The sequence below is a fragment of the Sphingobium sp. genome (genome assembly GCF_032153725.1).
Classification (GTDB): Bacteria; Pseudomonadota; Alphaproteobacteria; order Sphingomonadales; family Sphingomonadaceae; genus Sphingobium.
In genome coordinates this window covers 45,220-62,493 of the sequence record NZ_JALDYQ010000005.1, presented here as the reverse complement: position 1 = coordinate 62,493, position 17,274 = coordinate 45,220, and the positions used below count along the sequence as shown (strand labels likewise).

The following is a 17,274-nucleotide window of genomic DNA, read 5'->3' as shown; positions in this document are numbered from 1 at the left end:
CGTTATGCCTCCCGCAAGATGTGATAACGGGGTCGCCGTGGTCCCGCGTCACCAGGGTTGGCTGAGCAAGGCGAAGCTCCTGAGCATCAATTCACTCGATTCCGCACCGTTCGGCGTCGCCGACTGTTCGATCTCGGAGATGCGCAGGCTGCAATTGAACACGGTCTGCACACGTTCCTGACGCCGCTCGCAATAGGCGCGTAGCGCGGCTTCCGCCGTCTGGCCGCGCCCGAGTTCTTCGACCAGCACCACGGCATCCTCGATCGCCAGACCGGCACCGGATGTGAGCTGGGGCGTGGGAGCATGGGCAGCGTCGCCAATCAGGACGACCCGACCGATATTCCACGGAGGAGGCATCAGCAGGACGTCGAACCAGCGGAAGCTGATATGGCAATGTTCGTCCATGACCTCGATTGCGCGACGGATCTGCGGGGCGGAGAAATGCGACAGGCGTTCGCGCAGCGCCGACTGTAGCTCCTCGCGGGAAAAGCGTTTCGGGGCGGGCGCATTTTCCAGAATGAAGAGATAGGACTGCGTGTCGGACAGCGGCAGATATCCCACTGCCGGACGATCCGGGGCACGAAACAGGGTGAAGCCGTCAAGGGTTTCATCCCGCGGGATGGTGTAGCGCCAGACACCCTGACCGGCGTAGGACGGCACATGCTCGTTCCCGAAGATGGCAGCTCGCGTGGGCGAGTAAACGCCATCAGCTCCGACGAGTATATCGCTGCGCCGTCGCGTTCCGTCCGACAATGTGACCGACACGCCGTCTGCATCCTGTGAGATGTCTGATACGGTCGTGCCATAACGGACCACCACGCCGGCCTTACCCGCCCTCACCGCCAGAATATCCGCCAGATCGGTGCGCATGATACCCAGTGCCTTGGGAATTTCCGCATCGGGCGGCCAGGGCAGAGGCTGCCGGGAAATCGGCGCACCATCGGCAGCGCGCACGTCGATCGTGTCCCAGGCGAAACCGCGCGCAACGCACTCTTCCAACAGGCCCAGGGCCCTGAGCGCGCGCAACGCGTTGTTCTGCAGGTTGATCCCGGTGCCCAACTGGTCTTCGGGCCTGTTCTTTTCCACGACCATGACGTCGACACCTGCCGATGCCAGCGCCGATGCCAAGATCAGCCCGCTAATGCCCGCGCCTATGATCGTGACAGACCCAATCGCCGCCATAACAACCTCTCCATTGGATGGCCGGTCGAAGTGACGAACCATTTGCCAAATTTAATGATCGATGCGTATCGTAATTGTCAATGCAGTTCCTGTCGCTTGCGGCTCTTTGACCGTGAGCCACGCGGACTCTAATATGACCCGCCTATGCAACGCATAAAGGAGATGATGGTGGAACCGAAGGTCGAGGAAGAACTGAATGCATTCGCGAATCTGTCGGCACAGTTCAACCGCGATCTCGACGGCAACCAGCATCTGGCGAGCAGCATCGTATGGCATCTCATTCGCCTCGCCCATCATGCCGAGCAGCGGCTGGAGCTTGAAGTACATCGCCCACGCGGCTGGAGTTGGGCCGGGTTCCGCATCATGGTCAACACCCTCGCCCTCGGTTCCAGCGAACCCAGCCAGCTCGCGGACATATTGGGCGTGACGCGCCCGACCGTTACCAGCAATCTCGATCGGCTCGAACGCGACGGACTGCTGGTGCGGGAGACGGACCCCACCAATCGCCGGCGCACCAAGATATTTCTGACGGCGAAGGGGCGGGCAGCGGTGAAAGGCGTGATGCCCGCCCATATGCAGGTCGAGGCGCAATATGTGGCCGGCATCTCGCTCGAGCAGCAAGCTCAGTTGGGTGAGATGCTCCATTCCCTTCTCAGATCCCTGCAAATCTGAAGCATCTTCTTGTCAGGCGGCAACCGCCGACGATTCAGGGAATAAGAAAAGCATAGACAATCAGAACATGATCCGGGTCAAATCGCCCGGGTCATGCTCCAACATGGCAGTCAGGCCCACCAATGCTGTCCGCTGCCGCCATGCATCATATGTGGACGACCCGATTGGACAGGCGGCCAAGTCCTTCAATCTCGACATCGACAACAGGTGTCATGCGGCTCATGTCGATTTCATGATGCGCGCGCGGGAATCGGTCGTTCCCACGGGCTGCCGTGCCGCAAGTGATGATGTCGCCGGGTTGAAGCGTGAAGTAACGGCTGGCATGCGCCAGTATCCGTCGAACCGGATAACTGTAATTCGCCGTCGTATCGCTCGCAAATTCCTCACCGTCGGCATAGCCCCGGACGACCAGCGCATCGGGGTTGGCGATTTCATCCGCGGTCGTGATGTAGGGACCGGTCGGTCCGAAGGTGTCCGCGCCCTTCGAACGCGCATGATAGGTGAAATAGACGGCCATGTCGTCTTCGCCGCGCTCGTTCCGCCAGGTGAAATAGTCGGCATATCCGGGCGATGCCTTCTGCTGCGGCGTGATGTCCACGGCGATCGAATCGCCATGTTTCAGACCCTGCGAGGTGATGTCGTTGACCACCATGTATCCGAATACATAATCCAGCGCGTCCGCCTCGCTGATCCGGCGTGCTTTCTTCCCGATTACGACGCCCAGTTCCAGTTCTGGGAAGGTAAAGCCATAATCGTCGGCGATCTCGATATTCTCCTTGTGGCCAATGAGGCAGGATGACGGCTTGAGGAAGAACATCGGTCCCGCCGGCTCGACATGGGCGGTGTTATTCAGCCGATTATTATTCATGGCGACGCCGATGAACTTGCTCGGGTCGGGAATCGGCGGCAGCCAGCGGATCGCCTGTTCGGTCAGGCGGGAAACGGACGCGCCAGCCTGGACCGACGCCATCGCGCGCCGCACCTTTTCAAGAACGTCCACTCCACCCGCGATCAGCGCCTTCATGGTCTGCGGGGCAGCCCCCTGCCCTGCTGCCGCAAAGGCTTCGTCGAGCGGGATTAATCCCTGGCCTTCGGGAGAGAGGAAGGCGAGCCTGGGGGTTCCGCCGTCCAGCACGGTGGCAAATTTCATATGTTTTTCCTTTCCTCTGGGGATTCCTGCGTGCCCTTCAGGGTCGCGCGTGGGTGGGAAGGCGGCGAAAACCGCGGAAGTTGAGCGAATTGACGCGCTCCGCCCGATCGAGATCCAGTTCGAAATGGCCCAGACGCGGCAGCAATTGCTCGAAGGCGATCCGCATCTCCAGTCGCGCGAGCGAGGAACCCAGGCAATGGTGGATGCCGGTACTGAAAGAGATGTGCCGCTTGTTCGCGCGATCGATGCGGAACGATTCGGGGTCCTCGATCTTCCTTTCATCACGATTGGCGGAGGAAAGCAGCAGCATGACGCGCGAATTGGCAGGGATGGTGACGCCGTGCAGCTCCACATCGCGCGTCGTCTGCCGCGCGAAGCTCATGGTGCTCACGTCATGGCGCAGACCTTCCTCAATGGCGGCCGTGGTCAGCGAAGGATCGTCAAGCAGCATCTGCCTCTGCTCCGGCGTGCGTTGAAGCGCGAGCATGATGTTTCCCATCTGATGCGCGGTCGAGAGGAAGCCAGCCCCAAGGATGGAGCCGCAAAGCACGGCGACATCCACATCGCCCACTGGAACCCCGTTCTCCTCGCCCTTGAGGAAAGCGGTCAGCATGTCATCGCGCGGGTCGTTTCGGCGCACCTCGATGAGACGCATCATGAATTCGAAGACATCGGTGAGGCCCCTCCCCTCCGGATGACCGTCAACGGGCGTGAACGCTTCGTCCACCGCGATCCGCAACTCCTCCAGATTCTCTTCCGGCACGCCGATCAGCGATCCGATGACGCCTCCCGTCAGCGGCGAGGCGAATTGCGTGATGAAATCGAAATTCTCCAGATCAATGCGATCGATCAGATTTGCCACGAGGTCGCGGATGCGCCCCTCATGCGCCTTCACCCGGCCCGGCGTGTAACCCGAACCCACCAGTCGGCGCAGCGCATCATGGCGAGGCGGATCATTGGTGGTCATCGTGCGGCCTACACGGCGGGGATCGTCATAGACCATGTTACCCTTCGCCGAAGAGAAGGTCTGCCAGTCAAGCATTGCAGCTTCGATGTCGGCGAAACGCGACAGCACCCATACCGGATCGTCAGGCAGCTGATATACAGCCGCCTCGTCGCGCAGTCGGCGAAAAGCGGGGAACGGATCGTCCACCGTGGCCGGATCGCGCGGATCATAGAGACAATCCGATGCCGGCACGCTTGTGCTCAGCTCGTCCGCCTGCCTGTTCGGCTGCATCTTCCTCTCCCTTTCAAGCAATCGAGCCTCGCATTTTATTTAGACGTCTAATCAAATAGCATCAAGTGGGGAAAGCCAGCGCGCGCGCCAGTGGCGATCCGTCATGCTTCGGCGATGAGAACGAAAGCCATCCGGCAGAACCGGTTGGAGCGATTGGACCAGCTGTGGCTGGTCGCGCGCTGAATCAGCACATCGCCCGCCCGCATCAACGTTTCGCCCTCGTCCATCATCGCGTAAATCTCGCCCTCGAGCACGATCGCATAGTCAAGCGATTCAGTACGATGGAACATGAAGTGGCGCGCCTTGTCGTCATGACGCACCTTGTTTTCCTCCAGAAATGCTATCGTCATGTCCGTGTTCTGGGCATCGTCCGGCGCGAAATCCACGATGCGAAGGATTGTGCCGTTGGGACTGTGGAAGCCGAATGGATGCCCGGCCGGCGCGGGATCAGCACCCTGCGCAGCGGAATCCCCGGTCGCCCAGACCACCTGGGCCGCGCTGCCGCCGGCTTTGGGCCTCACCCAATTTGGGGTGTCGCCGTCAGACAGGATCACGGAGCGCCCCTCCGCATTCTCCCCGGTGACGATGCGGCGCACCGGACGAATGTCTTGGCCAAATTCGGTCATCTTCCCTCCCGATCATAAATCGATACGGGACGTACCGTATTACGTGTGATCTTGTCTACCCCTATTGCCAGCCGGGGCAGCTGACCGTGGAAACTCGTCCGCTTGCGTTAATCGATGCCCCCAATATATATCGGACGGATCGTATCGTTACCTTTTTTCGAAAGATGGCATCGCGGCAAAGCGGTCCATGCGGATTGGACATATGCTTGCGAAGGCGTTGCATGACAGAAGAGTCGATTGTCTGTACCAATGATACGCGATAGTGGGGAAGCATGTCGGGTCTGAAGAAACGAAGCCGGGGAGCGACGGTCGGTGTTGCGCCTGCCGAGACGCGCCGTATCGGTCGTCCTCGCAATGAAGAAACGCGGAAAGTCATTCTCGCCACCACGCTGAAATTGCTCGAAAGCGAGACTCTGCAATCGATCTCCATCGAGGGCATTGCGCGCGAAGCAGGCGTCAGCAAGGCCACCATCTATCGCTGGTGGTCTTCGAAAGCCTCGATCGTGCTGGACGCCTTCATGGAACATCATCTGGTAAGAACCCCGATGCGGCATGATCTGCCGCCAGCTGAAGCATTGGTCGACCATATCGCTGCGCTGATCGACAGCTATTCGGGGTGGGCCGGGCGCATCGTCGCGCAGATCATCGCGGAGGGTCAGTCCGACGCCGCCCTGCTGCGGGAATTTCGCGAACGCTTTCAATATGGGCGGCGGGCAGCCGTAAGGGAGGTCCTGGAAAGCTGGCGGCAGCAGGGCGGCATCCCGGCCCATGTCGACCTCGAATTGCTGACGGAAGTTCTCTATGGGCCGATCTATGCGCGGCTGCTTCTGGGTTCGGCAGCGCTCCATCGGGATTTCGCGGATCAGCTCGCATCCCTGGTCTTCTCCATGTTCGGGCTTGATAACGCTTCGGGCAGGCGCCCTTGAAACGTGCAGTACGCAGGTGAGCGGTTGCCTGGGGGAACATATGATACACCCGGTATCGGAATCGCGGAAACCCATTGACATAATTGATTAGACATCTAATCTTATCGTATGAAGATGGACGTTCTGCGGGGCCGCGCCTTGCGCGAAAAAAATAGCTTCGCCTCTGCGGCTACTCAGCCGAAGCACCTGGCCGATTCGGATGAAGAAAATCGGCATGCAGGGCCGTGACGGCTTGTCAGGTTAATTACGATACTATACGTTTCGATTATAAGTCTGGAGGCCGGATTGCGGAAGGCTAATGCCCGCTCCTGCCTGCCGACCTGCAGGAACAAGAGGATGCCATGAATATCATCGGACCTGATGAGCTGATTTTCGGGGTGGAGGATATCGATGTCTGCGCGACGTTTCTGACAGACTACGGATTGACCGACGTTGGCAATGGCCAGTTCGAAGCAATGGATGGCACTTGCATCACGTTGAAGGCGATTGATGATCCGCTCCTTCCACCGGCGCTGCCGAGCGGTTCCACGCTGCGCAGGACGGTCTGGGGCGTTGCCGATGCCGCGACTCTTGACGGGATCGAGATCGAGTTGGGCAGGGACCGCCAGGTCGTTCGGGCGGCGGACGGGTCGCTGTCCACGGTCGATGATCTGGGTTTTGCCATCGGCTTTCAGCTCACGCGCCGCCGCGCGTTCCAGGCCGATGCGGAATATGTCAATTCGCCCGGTCATGCCGACGGCAGGCCGATGAACGAGATTGGCTCGAACGAACAGGCCGATGCGCGCCCCGTCACGCTAAGTCATGTCGTCTATTTTGTTCCTGACGCCGAAAGGATGACCCGTTTCTACATCGAACGGCTCAAATTCATCGAAACCGACCGCTTTCTCAAAATGGGTCCGTTCCTGCGTCCGCGTGGCAGCGCCGATCATCATGCACTGTTCATGATCGAAACGCCCGAGCACATGAAGGGGTTGGAGCATTTCGCCTTCCACGTGCAGGGGCCAACGGCGCTGATGCTTGCCGGATCGCGGTTCCGGCAGAAGGGCTATGAATCCTTCTGGGGGCCGGGGCGGCACAATTTCGGTTCAAACTGGTTCTGGTACTTCAAGTCGCCGCTGGGCGCCGCCATCGAATATGATGCGGACATGGATCGGCTCGACGAGGCCTGGGAACCGCGCATCTCGCCACCGCATCCGGATAATTCGCAGATCTTCCTGCTGCGCAATATCGATAAATGGGCGCCCGGCGGCGGTCCGCCGCCGAGCAGGGACTGAGCGAGGGCAGCCAGCGCTTCGCCGGTGTCATGCCGAGCATCGGCAGGCGCAGCCGGACAGGGTTGCGGCAATCAATCACGAATCAAGCAAAAGGAAATCCGCATGTTCGAACCGTTTCCCGGTAATTACATCTGGAATCTCGCCACCAACCTTGCCCTGTGCTGCGGCGGCAATCACGGCGAAATCGATGAGGCGAACCGACCGATCCGGGAAGCCGCAAAGGCCGGTTCCGACGCCGGCTCCGCGCAGATGTTCGATAGCTGGGTGCGCGTCGCCAATCAGGTCGCCGCCAACGGGGCAGTGGACGAGGCGGCCGGACGGCTACTGTCCGCGGGGACCAAATATCTGCGCGCGGCAGGCTATTTCCTGGCGGCAGAGCGCATGCAGAGCCGTGACCATCCGCTGCGCAAGGCGGCCTATGACCGTGGTTTGGAACTTTACCACAAGGGCGCGAAATTGCGCGGTCACTTCGCGGACTATGTGGAAATTCCCTATGGCGACACATCCTTTCCCGGCATTTTCATCCACGACGGGTCCGGTACGCCGCGCCCCACGCTCGTCGCGGTCAATGGCCTCGATTCGATGAAGGAGCAGGCCGCCCTGTCCGGCATGGGACTCGTCCATCTGGAGCGGGGCATGAATACGTTCATCATCGATCAACCCGGAACCGGTGAAGCGATCAGGCGGCGCGGCATGCCCGCAATCTTCGATTCCGAACAATGGGGCAGCGCCGCCTATGATTATCTGCTGACCCGCAGCGACGTGGTGCATTCCAAGGTCGGGGTCTACGGCCCCTCCTTCGGTGGCTATCACGCCCCACGCGTCGTGGCCAACGACCCGCGTTACGCCCTGTGCGCCGTGCTGGGGGCCAATCATGTCTGGGGCGAACGCCAGCGTCAGCGCGTTGCCAACGAGGGTGAAAATCCCGTGCCCCATTATTGGGACCATGTCATGTGGGTGTTCGGTTTCGACGACCGGGATGCCTTTCTCGCATATGCCGATCAGATCACGCTGGATGGACAAGTGGAAAAGATCACCGCGCCCTTCCTGATCACGCATGGCGAGAATGACCGCCAGATACCGGTGGCCAATGCCCACCGCAGCTATGAACAGGCCACGGCCAGCGCCAAGCGGACCCTTCGCATTTTCACGCAGGCCGATTTCGAGGTCGAGCATTGCGGCGCCGACAATGGAACGGTGATGCGGGACTATGTCGCTGACTGGTGCGCGGAAACCTTCGCCGAATTGGGCTGAAAGATCCATCCTTGCCGATCCGGGGGCGCCTTCCACGACGCAGGATGTCTGATGCATATTGAACTGAACGCGACGCATGATCCCCATCGCAAAAGCTGGGTGGACAGCGCCAATGTCGCCAATGGCGACTTCCCCATCCAGAATCTGCCCTTCGGCCTGTTTCATGAAGCAGGACGAACGCGGTGCGGCGTGGCGCTCGGCGATCAGATCATCGATCTGGCGTCGATGCATCAGGCAGGCATTCTCTCCGGCGGCGGCAGAGATGCGGTCGCCGCCGCATCTGGCGAAACGCTCGCTCCATTACTTGCCATGTCGCCCTACGCAGTGAGTGCGCTGCGCATGGCGCTGTCGAACCTGTTTCGCGCGGATGGCGCACAGGACCGGGACCGCCTGGCGTCCTGCCTGGTGCCGATGCGCTCGGCGCAAATGCTGCTGCCGCTGCGCCCCACCGCCTTCACCGACTTCTGCACCTCCATCGATCATATCCGGCGTCTGGTCGGCACCGCGCCGCTGGCGGCAATGTCCCTGCCGATCGGCTATAACGGCCGGGTCAGTTCCGTGCGGGCGAGCGGCACGGCGGTGGTCCGTCCCTGCGGCCAGTTCCAGACCTCTCCAGGAAGCGACGATATCCACTTCGGGCCGGAACCGTCGCTCGATTTCGAAGCTGAGCTGGGCGTCTGGCTTCGCACGGGAAACAGATTGGGCGAGCCATGGCCGGTCGCGCGCGCCGGCGAGGCGATGTTCGGATGTTGTCTGGTCAATGACTGGTCGGCCCGCGCCATCCAGCAATTCGAATCGATGCTCGGACCTTATCTGAGCAAGAGCTTCCTCACCTCCGTCAGTCCGTGGATCGTGACCATGGAAGCGCTCGCCCCCTTCCGCGTCGCGGCCAGAGGACGCGACAAGGGCGAGCCAGCGATCATGCCTCATCTGCTCGATCTGAGCGACCGTGCCGGCGGCGCGCTGAACATAGAGGTGACGGCTGATCTGAGTACCGCCCATGGCGGCCGGATTCAGATCACCCGGACGAACACGCGCCACCTCTTCTGGACCCTGGCCCAGATGATCGCGCATCAGGCGTCGAATGGCGCCCCGCTGGAATCGGGCGATCTTGTCGCCTCAGGCACGCTTTCCGGACCTGCCGATGACTCTCGCGCCTGCCTTGCGGAATTTCCGTTGCAGGCCGGGCGCCGCATCATCTTGTCCGACGGTTCCGGCAGATCGATGCTGGAGGATGGCGACACCGTGATTCTGCGCGGTCGCGCAATCGCCGAGGGATTTGTTTCCATCGGTTTTGGCCATTGCGAGGGCACGATTCATCCTGCGCCCGCGTGCGGCGATGCCCGCTCCGCGCCCGCATCATGAAGGATTAGGGTTGCGTTAGCGTCACAATATAGTACGGTACGTATCGTATCATTTATATCGCACTATTCAGATTGGAGGCGGATGTGGAAGGCAAATGGAGCAGCGTGTCCTGGATCTGCTGGCTATCCGCCGTGGCAACGCTGGGCTTTTCGACGATGGGCACATATTTGTTCGGCTGGAACGCCCTCTTCATGTTCCTCGCGTCTTTTCCTCTCGCGCTGACCCTCGCCATTCGGCGATACGGGTGGCGGAGCGCGCTTATATTCTGGGTGATTTCAATCACGATTTCCAATGTGATCGAGAATTTGAGCATCCACACGGGCGTTCCCTTCGGTCACTACCATTATACCGGGCCGGGCAAGGTCTTCGAGGTGCCCTTCATGATCGGCCCCATCTATGCGAGTCTGGGCTATATCAGCTGGACTGTGGCGAACCATCTGCTGGGTGAGGTGGATCGCAGGCTGCGGCGATCCACCAACCTTTTCATCCTTCCCCTGATCGCCGGCGCGATCATGACCATGTGGGATCTGGTGACGGACCCACAGGCCTCGACGATCGGCAAATTCTGGATCTGGGAAGAAGGTGGAAATCTTTTCGGCGTGCCGGAGAGCAATTTTCTGGGCTGGTGGTTCACCACCTATTTGTTCTTCCAAATCTTCGCTCTTTATCTTGCAAGATCAGACAAGCCTGTCGCCAGCGACGTGTCCTACACTGGCGCGGTCGCGCCCATATTGGCCTATTTCAGCATGGGGCTTTCCGTAATCATCGATTGGCTGGCATTTTCCGACCGACTGGCGACAGACGCCACGGGTATTGTGTGGCATGAGAAGAACATCGTCGGCTCGATGGCGACAGTCACCGTCTTTACCATGTTCTTCGTCGCGATCCTCACGCTTCATCGCGTTCTTGAGGAAAGAAGGCGGCGCTTTTCCGCAGGGCAATGAAGACGGCGAGAAAGCCGTCTTGCCGCCGATCATTTCCATTCGACGCCGAGATTGATGAAGCCACGCACCATGACGTGCTTCACCCTCTCGGCATTGGCGGTGTCGAGATCAAAGTCGCCCATCACCGGCAAAAGGACCTGCAACATCTCGCGCAGCATCGCTCGCGCAACCTGCGTACCCGCGCATACATGCGGACCAAGGCCGAAACCGAAATGACGGACCCGCTTGCGTTCGATGTCGAAACGGTCCGGTTCGGGAATGCTCCGTTCGTCCCGGTTGGCTGACGCGAAAAGGACCAGTGCGCGCGAACCGGCGGGAATGCGTTGGCCGGCGATTTCCACATCCTGCATGACGTGCCGGGCAAAAGACTGGGTCGAGGTGTCCCAGCGCACCGATTCCTCGATTGCCGCGAGGATGCGCGAAGGGTCCTCCCTGACCAGCCGTCGCTGATCCGGGTGAAGCCAGAGCGCGTGCATCAAATTGGGAAAGAAATGTCCGATGGATGCGTTGCCCGCCATGAGCACGGTCGAAAGATTGGCGACGATTTCCTGATCGTTGAGCGGCGCGCCATTCGCCTGGGCTTCCAGAAGCACGGAAATAAGATCGTCGCCTTTCTCCACCGTGCGTTTCGACATCTCTTCGCCCAGAAAGGCGAAGATCGCCTGAAAGTCTTCCGGTTGCAGGACGCTGCCGAGCAAGCCGTCATCCTGATGAAAAAGGCCCGCCGTCAATTCCGTCGCCTTGCTTGCCCCAACAGCATCAAGCCCGAGCATGCGGCCCAGCGCGCCGAACAATATGGGGCGCCCGATATCGGCCACCAGATCGCAACGGCGATTGTCGGCGAATGCGGCGAGCCGCGCCCTTGTTTCTTCGCGCACGAACGGCAGGATCGCCTCTATCCGCGCAGGCGCCAGGCTGCGCTGGATGATCCGGCGCAGTTCGTCGTGGCGTGGCGGGTCCATCGAACCCAGGGTCTTGCCGACCCGGGTTGGTGAATCGATGACCACATTCCCCCGCGATGACGAAAAGGTTGCATGGTCCGTCGCGGCCCGCTCCACGTCAGTGAAGCGGGAGATGAACCACAGACCGCTTTCCTCGTGATGATAGGCAGGCGCCTCGTCCCGCAGACGGCGGTAGAATGGGTAGGGATTCTGGACGAAATCCATGTCTCTCGCGTCAAAACCGATGCTCGACATATATTCTCTTTCAATCCTGACGTGGCGTCTGGAGCGCGTGATAATTGACCGCTCGGCGCGCCTCATCGAGACGTACGCCGTCCCGAACCGCTGCGCGGATTCGATCTTCCGCCGCCTCGATTTCCAGCGCGATGCCAAGGACCTCGCCAACGCGGTCGGCGGGTATGGAAACCACGCCGTCGGCATCGCCAACCAGCCAGTCGCCCGGCGCAATACGCACGCCGGCAATCTGTATCGGCACGTTATAGGCGTCGGCGGTCGTGCGGTCCTTGCCGGTGCGCATCGTGTTGGCCCGTGCAAAAACGGGGTAAGACAGTTCGACACAGCGATCGCTGTCGCGACACACGCCGTCGATCACCGTGCCCGCAAGCCCTTTGGAATGGGCCACAAAGGTCAGGATATCACCCCAAACGGTCTGGTTGAGAATGCCGTCATTATCGATGACCACGACAGCGCCCGGCGGCACCTCATCGATATAGTCGCCGACCACTCCGCCGGTGAGCCCGACGGGAAGCATCCGGATCGTGAAGGCGGGGCCGGCAAAGCGCATCGTCCGCACCACCGGCATGATCCCCACGGCCTGGCCATCGATGCCCAGCCGATCGAGCGCATCCGACAATGCAGTCACGCCGACCTGCTTGAGTTCCTCGACCAGATTTTCGTCAGTCATTCTTATTCTCCGCTCGTTCGAGCATATCCTCGTAGCTCGCGCCCATGACGTCGCCGATCGCGACGCCTGCATCGATGTCCCGCGCCATCAGCATCTCGCGCGCGAGGATGTCGTTGGCCACGCCAATCACCTCTTCCAATCGCGCGGCGGGAATGAACACCACGCCGCTGCCGTCCGCGACGAGCCAATCGCCCGGCATCACGGCAAGGCCCGCTATCGTGATCGGGCAATTGAAATCATGCTCGGCAACGCGGCCGCGCGCGGTTACGGGAACCGGCGGACAGGCGAAGATCGGCAGGCCAAGCTCGCGCGCTTCGTCGATGTCCCGGAAGGAGCCATCGACGATCACCGCCGCAACCCCCTTCCTGATCGCGCCGCGGCTGAGCAACCCGCCCCATCCAGAGACATCCGTTCGCCCCCGATGCTCCACGACGATGATGTCGCCGCTTTGCGCCGCCATGATGGCTCCCGCCCCCAGGTGCCGTTTGGGCAATCCCTCCATCGGCGCGCCAAGCTTCACCGTCACGGCCCGGCCTGCGATCCGGCGACCCGGCAGGGTCTGCGGCGCAAGGCCGCAAACCGCGCCCCTGATCCCAAGCTTGTCCAGCGCATCGGAAATGATGCAGCTGTCGAAGCGAAGCAGTTGTTGGGTAATGGCGGCGTCAGCCATGGTCGGTCACCATCGCGATCGCATCGCACTGCACCAGCATATTGGCGGGCAGGTGCTCATAAGTCAGCGTGTGGCGAGCCGGGCGCGAGGCCGCGTCGGGAAAGATGCGCAGCCACTGCTCATTGACGAAGGGCCGAGCGGCCGGATCCTTCACATAGACCGTCATGCGCACGACATCGTCAAAGCCGCCACCGGCCTTTGCCAGTATCCGCTGGAGTTGCCCGAACATCAGACGGACCTGCTCGCCGACATCATCCGGAAGCGTTCCGGTTTCCGGGTCGAGCCCATATACGCCACCAGTCACGACCAGGGGACCCTTTCGGCTCGCCGCGGGGATTGGTTGCCCCGCATGGTCGAACCCCTCTATCTCGATGCTTCGTCTTGCATCCGGCACGATCATCTCCATCAATTGCTCCAGCAGGCGAAGGCGACACCAATGCCGGTGCCGGCCGGCGTCCGCCGGATGGGTTCATATTCGGTCCAGGCAAGCGGTAGATGGTCGACAGCGCCCGTTGCCATGATCCAGTTCAAAATCTCCGAAGACCCTGAATTCAGGGCGCCCGGGCCGATGGCCGTCAGCTTGTCCGATGCCCCGGGCCGCAACCCGGCAAGCACCTGGCGGTCCAGTTCCTCATCCACGATGAAATGACTGAGCCCCCCGGAGGCAATGACCGCCACCCGCGCACCGCTCGCGCTTTCTTCGATTGCGGCCCGAATGGCGGCTCCGATGTGGAACGCGCGGGCCGACGTCATGACATTGGGCGGGAAATAGGTATTGAGGAGCACCGGCAGCATCGGAATGGCCCTGTCGCGGAACAGCCGTTCGGCGATGAATCCGAAGGCGTGGCCAAAGCCTGCCTTGACCGGGTCCTCGACATGCGATGCGGCACCGACATCGACATGATGGCGGACCAGCCCTGCGATGAGGTCAAGGCCGAGTTCCGGCGCTCCTGGAAGCCGGTGCACCTGATCCATCAGATAGCCCCTGGCCATCTCGTTCATCCAGCCCGGCTTGTCGTCCCGCCCCCAGACATCGTTGGTCGCGATCTCATCGCCATAATAGACCGAGAGCATGGGCGTGTTCGAACGCGGGAACAATTCGCCCTGATCGTCTCCTATGACGAGGACGATATCCGGCGCCGCCTCGGCCAAGGCATCGGCCAGCCGGTCCAGACCGGCCTGGCAGCGCTGTTCGGCTTCCCGGAATTGCTCGGCGGTGGCAATGGTGGCGTAAGGCTCGCCCACTTCGCGCACCAGTTCCGCATAGCTCACGAAGCGGCCGTCCGACAGGTTGAGCCGCTCATTGGCATAGTCGGCTTCGGCCCGGCGTTGCCATTCCTGCCAGTCCAGTGTCAGCAGCGGACTGTGCGAGGCTGCCAGGCCCAGTACGATCTGCGCCATGATCAGACAGGCAGGCCATGGAAGAGCCGGCGGGCATTGCCCTCGAATATCTTGTGCCGGTCCCCATCGCTCAGGAACGGCATGGCCTCTATATCGGGCTTCATGTCGTCATAGGATCGGCCTGTCTGCGGATTGATCTGCGACCCGCTGCCGATCCGCTCCGTACCGAAGCACACGCAGTCCGGGCTGACCACCTTGATGAGAAGCTCCACCGATTCCGGCGCATGCAGGCAGGTGTCGAAGTGGAAGGCGCGAAGCGCATCGTCGAACGTCCCGCCGGCCTCGTTCATCTTGCCCGTGAGGCTGCCCTTGCCCAAATCCGGGAAGGCGCCGCGCTCGGCGCGCCAGCGGCCAACCTGATAGGGCACCGATCCGCCGCCATGGGCGACGATGATCTTGAGATCGGGATAGCGCTGCATCACCCCCGCCTTGATCATCGACAGGAGCGCGATCGAATGTTCGGTGATGAAATGATTGGCATAGGTTTCCCGGCCGTTGCAGCAGGATGCGGCATGGATCAGCGCCGGGACGTCATATTCGCACATTTTTTCATAGAGGGGATACCAATAGGGATCGCCCATGGCCGGCATGTTGCCGGTGCCCTCGGTCGGGTCCGGATTGATCAGGATCGAGTTGAAACCCAATTCCCCAAGGCATCGGTCCATTTCCGGGAAGACCCGTTCAATGGGCTCGCCCGGCACCTGCGGCAGGCCCGCCATGCCCTTGAAGCGATCGGGCGCCAGGCGGACCTGCTGGGCAATCGCGTTATTGGTCCAGCGCGTCCAGACATCGACCAGTCTGGCGCCGCGGGAATGGAGCATGGTGAAGGGGCGCGGCGACACCATCTGGAAACTGGTCCCCACAAGGTCGAGCGCACGAAACAGCGTCTGCAGATGATCAAGATATCGGTCATCGGAGATTTGCGGCTCCATGCCCGAATAATGCCCATCGCTGCCGACGAGGTTCAATCCCATGGCGTTGAGTTCGGGCGGTGCCCAGAGATGGGAGTGGACATCAATGATCATGGCAAAGCTCCGATTTTAGAGATTGTAGACGTCGAGGGTCAGCGCTCCGGCGCGGACCTGCTCAAGGATCGATGCTTCCCTGCTGTCCCGATCGCGCCCTGCGGGGATGACCCATTCGGCTTCCTCCGGCGTCAGGACCAGCACGCCGTCGGCGTCGCCGACGATAAGATCACCCTTGCGGATATGGGCGGCGCCGACGCGCACAGGCTCACCGACGGCGCCGTTGCCCGCGGGATCCTTGCCCGTGCCCTGGATGCAGATGCGGCCCGCGAAAGTCGGCAGGCCAAGGTCGATCAGCGCCAGGCTATCGCGAACACCGCCGGTGATGACAAGCCCCGCGACGCCACGGGCGACCGCGGCGGTCGCCATGATTTCACCCCAATAGCCGAACTCGTCGCCGGGTCCGCACGCGACCACCAGCACATCGCCCGGCGCCGCCTCCGCCAGCGCCCGGTGAATCCACAGATTGTCGCCGGGAGGACATCGCACGGGCAGCGCCGGCCCCACCACCCGCATGCCGCTGTCGATCGGCTTTATGGCTGAAGGCAGCGCTCCCCTGCGACCAACCGCTTCATGAAGGGTCGCTGTGGATGGAATGTCCCGAAAGGCAGCCTTCGCAACAGAAGTTTTGATCATGATGGCTGCACCCCTCCCCTCGTCGGCTCGACGATAAATTATAGGAGTGGAGTATCATGTCTATTTTAATTGTCCATATGGAATATTTTAATTGGACAGGGAGAGGCGATGCCCAGCCTATTGCGCCTTGCTACGCGGCGGACGTTTCATGGCCTTCCCAGCTTCGGGAGCCTTGAAAAACAGATCGAGACACGCCGCCACATGCCTGTCGATGAAGCCTGGATCGAAAGGCGATTCGCCCATCACGCGATTGACTTCCGGCGACTGCATGAAGATTCGCGTGGCGGCGCCAATGAAGAGATAGTGGAGGTGGTTCGGATCACCAGCGACGAAGGCGCCCTTCACCTGCGCGGCCTTGATGAGCCGGGCGATCATTTTGAAATAGGAGCCGAGATATTCGGCCATCATCCGCTCGAGTTGCGGACTTGCCTCGCTGGCGGCATGCGACATGAGTTTATGCAATCGGGGATCGCGCGCGCTATAACGGACGAATTCCTCGAGCAGCAGGCGTAGCTGGACGACTTCGTCAACGCCACGCAAGCCCTCCAGCCGTTCCTGCTGCTGCGTAGTGAACGACCGCACCACCCGATCCATGACCGCATACCACAGCCCTTCCTTGCCTTCGAAATGGTAGGTGACCAGCGTGTGACGAGTGCCCGCATTGATCGAGACAGATCGCGTGGAAACACCCTCGAAACCATGGCGCGCAAATTCCTCGATCGCCGCATCGATGATCCGTTCGCGTGTCTCGATGGCGCGCTGCTGCTCTTTCCGGACACGTTGCGCCCCTTTGCGGTCGGTGGCGGGTGCTTCCATGGACAATATTCCTTCGATCCCGATCGACGGCATGCTGCCGCCCTACATAAGCCTCACGATCAATAGCGTAGCACCATCCGGCCAACCGCTACATATATTTACGGGATGGATTATTTTAAAAGCGTTGCGCATCCAATTGGAAAATTATTTGACCAGGGGCGAACGGCAAAAGCCTGCCCCCGATCCGGCTCTGAACCCCCTGTTGCCGCCGTTCCAAATGTCATCGAGGA

Annotated in this window: 18 protein-coding genes; 6 read left to right on the top strand and 12 right to left on the bottom strand. The window is 61.0% G+C overall.

What is annotated here, in order from left to right:
* Window positions 1-48 precede the first annotated feature (48 nt).
* Window positions 49-1,182 carry an FAD-dependent monooxygenase gene (locus tag RUH75_RS03420; RefSeq protein WP_313802189.1) on the bottom strand — a complete coding sequence of 378 codons (1,134 nt, stop codon included), beginning with the start codon at window positions 1,180-1,182 and terminating at the stop codon, window positions 49-51.
* A gap of 144 nt (window positions 1,183-1,326) precedes the next feature.
* Between RUH75_RS03420 and RUH75_RS03415 the strand changes: the two genes are divergently transcribed.
* Window positions 1,327-1,854 (top strand): MarR family transcriptional regulator, encoded by a 528-nt coding sequence (locus RUH75_RS03415; RefSeq protein WP_313802188.1) that lies wholly within the window; start codon window positions 1,327-1,329, stop codon window positions 1,852-1,854.
* Between the two features lie 145 nt (window positions 1,855-1,999).
* Here the strand turns inward: RUH75_RS03415 and RUH75_RS03410 are convergent, their stop codons facing one another.
* From RUH75_RS03410 to RUH75_RS03400, 3 genes are all read right to left on the bottom strand, one after another.
* On the bottom strand, window positions 2,000-3,004 hold the full coding sequence (locus RUH75_RS03410) for a fumarylacetoacetate hydrolase family protein (RefSeq protein ID WP_313802186.1): 1,005 nt from the start codon (window positions 3,002-3,004) through the stop codon (window positions 2,000-2,002).
* A 37-nt stretch (window positions 3,005-3,041) separates the two neighbouring features.
* Window positions 3,042-4,241 carry a cytochrome P450 gene (locus RUH75_RS03405; RefSeq protein ID WP_313802184.1) on the bottom strand — a complete coding sequence of 400 codons (1,200 nt, stop codon included), beginning with the start codon at window positions 4,239-4,241 and terminating at the stop codon, window positions 3,042-3,044.
* Window positions 4,242-4,342: 101 nt separating this feature from the next.
* Window positions 4,343-4,867, bottom strand: coding sequence for a cupin domain-containing protein (locus RUH75_RS03400; protein WP_313802183.1), 525 nt, complete (start codon window positions 4,865-4,867; stop codon window positions 4,343-4,345).
* 272 nt (window positions 4,868-5,139) lie between these two features.
* On the opposite strand from RUH75_RS03400, the gene RUH75_RS03395 reads away from it, so the two are divergent.
* From RUH75_RS03395 to RUH75_RS03375, 5 genes are all read left to right on the top strand, one after another.
* The gene (locus tag RUH75_RS03395) at window positions 5,140-5,793 is read left to right on the top strand and encodes a TetR/AcrR family transcriptional regulator (RefSeq protein ID WP_313802182.1); all 654 of its coding nucleotides are present in this window, start codon (window positions 5,140-5,142) and stop codon (window positions 5,791-5,793) included.
* A 341-nt stretch (window positions 5,794-6,134) separates the two neighbouring features.
* Window positions 6,135-7,067 carry a VOC family protein gene (locus tag RUH75_RS03390; RefSeq protein ID WP_313802180.1) on the top strand — a complete coding sequence of 311 codons (933 nt, stop codon included), beginning with the start codon at window positions 6,135-6,137 and terminating at the stop codon, window positions 7,065-7,067.
* Between the two features lie 102 nt (window positions 7,068-7,169).
* Window positions 7,170-8,321, top strand: a complete 1,152-nt coding sequence (locus RUH75_RS03385) for an alpha/beta hydrolase (RefSeq protein ID WP_313802178.1) — start codon at window positions 7,170-7,172, stop codon at window positions 8,319-8,321.
* A 51-nt stretch (window positions 8,322-8,372) separates the two neighbouring features.
* Window positions 8,373-9,686, top strand: a complete 1,314-nt coding sequence (locus RUH75_RS03380) for a fumarylacetoacetate hydrolase family protein (protein WP_313802176.1) — start codon at window positions 8,373-8,375, stop codon at window positions 9,684-9,686.
* A gap of 83 nt (window positions 9,687-9,769) precedes the next feature.
* Window positions 9,770-10,630 carry a carotenoid biosynthesis protein gene (locus RUH75_RS03375; protein WP_313802174.1) on the top strand — a complete coding sequence of 287 codons (861 nt, stop codon included), beginning with the start codon at window positions 9,770-9,772 and terminating at the stop codon, window positions 10,628-10,630.
* A 29-nt stretch (window positions 10,631-10,659) separates the two neighbouring features.
* Here the strand turns inward: RUH75_RS03375 and RUH75_RS03370 are convergent, their stop codons facing one another.
* From RUH75_RS03370 to RUH75_RS03335, 8 genes are all read right to left on the bottom strand, one after another.
* Entirely contained in the window at window positions 10,660-11,826 is a 1,167-nt protein-coding gene (locus tag RUH75_RS03370; RefSeq protein ID WP_313802173.1) for a cytochrome P450, read from the bottom strand.
* A 10-nt stretch (window positions 11,827-11,836) separates the two neighbouring features.
* Window positions 11,837-12,496 (bottom strand): RraA family protein, encoded by a 660-nt coding sequence (locus RUH75_RS03365; protein ID WP_313802171.1) that lies wholly within the window; start codon window positions 12,494-12,496, stop codon window positions 11,837-11,839.
* Window positions 12,489-13,166, bottom strand: a complete 678-nt coding sequence (locus tag RUH75_RS03360) for an RraA family protein (RefSeq protein WP_313802169.1) — start codon at window positions 13,164-13,166, stop codon at window positions 12,489-12,491. The genes RUH75_RS03365 and RUH75_RS03360 overlap by 8 nt, the downstream gene beginning before the upstream one ends.
* Window positions 13,159-13,572, bottom strand: a complete 414-nt coding sequence (locus tag RUH75_RS03355; RefSeq protein WP_313802167.1) for a RidA family protein — start codon at window positions 13,570-13,572, stop codon at window positions 13,159-13,161. Before RUH75_RS03355 ends, RUH75_RS03360 begins: the two co-directional genes overlap by 8 nt.
* The gene (locus RUH75_RS03350) at window positions 13,572-14,567 is read right to left on the bottom strand and encodes a hypothetical protein (RefSeq protein ID WP_313802166.1); all 996 of its coding nucleotides are present in this window, start codon (window positions 14,565-14,567) and stop codon (window positions 13,572-13,574) included. The genes RUH75_RS03355 and RUH75_RS03350 overlap by 1 nt, the downstream gene beginning before the upstream one ends.
* 2 nt (window positions 14,568-14,569) lie before the next feature.
* The gene (locus RUH75_RS03345) at window positions 14,570-15,592 is read right to left on the bottom strand and encodes an amidohydrolase family protein (protein ID WP_313802164.1); all 1,023 of its coding nucleotides are present in this window, start codon (window positions 15,590-15,592) and stop codon (window positions 14,570-14,572) included.
* Between the two features lie 15 nt (window positions 15,593-15,607).
* A complete protein-coding gene (locus RUH75_RS03340) occupies window positions 15,608-16,228 on the bottom strand; it encodes a 4-hydroxy-4-methyl-2-oxoglutarate aldolase (protein WP_313802163.1) in 621 nt (206 codons plus the stop codon).
* 117 nt (window positions 16,229-16,345) lie between these two features.
* The gene (locus tag RUH75_RS03335; RefSeq protein WP_313802162.1) at window positions 16,346-17,044 is read right to left on the bottom strand and encodes a TetR/AcrR family transcriptional regulator; all 699 of its coding nucleotides are present in this window, start codon (window positions 17,042-17,044) and stop codon (window positions 16,346-16,348) included.
* Window positions 17,045-17,274 lie beyond the last annotated feature (230 nt).

Excerpts from the sequence above, each read along its gene's own strand:
- RUH75_RS03420 (WP_313802189.1), bottom strand. The coding sequence starts at position 1,182 with ATGGCGGCGATTGGGTCTGTCACGATCATAGGCGCGGGCATTAGCGGG.
- RUH75_RS03415 (WP_313802188.1), top strand. The coding sequence starts at position 1,327 with ATGCAACGCATAAAGGAGATGATGGTGGAACCGAAGGTCGAGGAAGAA.
- RUH75_RS03410 (WP_313802186.1), bottom strand. The coding sequence starts at position 3,004 with ATGAAATTTGCCACCGTGCTGGACGGCGGAACCCCCAGGCTCGCCTTC.
- RUH75_RS03405 (WP_313802184.1), bottom strand. The coding sequence starts at position 4,241 with ATGCAGCCGAACAGGCAGGCGGACGAGCTGAGCACAAGCGTGCCGGCA.
- RUH75_RS03400 (WP_313802183.1), bottom strand. The coding sequence starts at position 4,867 with ATGACCGAATTTGGCCAAGACATTCGTCCGGTGCGCCGCATCGTCACC.
- RUH75_RS03395 (WP_313802182.1), top strand. The coding sequence starts at position 5,140 with ATGTCGGGTCTGAAGAAACGAAGCCGGGGAGCGACGGTCGGTGTTGCG.
- RUH75_RS03390 (WP_313802180.1), top strand. The coding sequence starts at position 6,135 with ATGAATATCATCGGACCTGATGAGCTGATTTTCGGGGTGGAGGATATC.
- RUH75_RS03385 (WP_313802178.1), top strand. The coding sequence starts at position 7,170 with ATGTTCGAACCGTTTCCCGGTAATTACATCTGGAATCTCGCCACCAAC.
- RUH75_RS03380 (WP_313802176.1), top strand. The coding sequence starts at position 8,373 with ATGCATATTGAACTGAACGCGACGCATGATCCCCATCGCAAAAGCTGG.
- RUH75_RS03370 (WP_313802173.1), bottom strand. The coding sequence starts at position 11,826 with ATGTCGAGCATCGGTTTTGACGCGAGAGACATGGATTTCGTCCAGAAT.
- RUH75_RS03365 (WP_313802171.1), bottom strand. The coding sequence starts at position 12,496 with ATGACTGACGAAAATCTGGTCGAGGAACTCAAGCAGGTCGGCGTGACT.
- RUH75_RS03360 (WP_313802169.1), bottom strand. The coding sequence starts at position 13,166 with ATGGCTGACGCCGCCATTACCCAACAACTGCTTCGCTTCGACAGCTGC.
- RUH75_RS03355 (WP_313802167.1), bottom strand. The coding sequence starts at position 13,572 with ATGGAGATGATCGTGCCGGATGCAAGACGAAGCATCGAGATAGAGGGG.
- RUH75_RS03350 (WP_313802166.1), bottom strand. The coding sequence starts at position 14,567 with ATGGCGCAGATCGTACTGGGCCTGGCAGCCTCGCACAGTCCGCTGCTG.
- RUH75_RS03345 (WP_313802164.1), bottom strand. The coding sequence starts at position 15,592 with ATGATCATTGATGTCCACTCCCATCTCTGGGCACCGCCCGAACTCAAC.
- RUH75_RS03340 (WP_313802163.1), bottom strand. The coding sequence starts at position 16,228 with ATGATCAAAACTTCTGTTGCGAAGGCTGCCTTTCGGGACATTCCATCC.
- RUH75_RS03335 (WP_313802162.1), bottom strand. The coding sequence starts at position 17,044 with ATGGAAGCACCCGCCACCGACCGCAAAGGGGCGCAACGTGTCCGGAAA.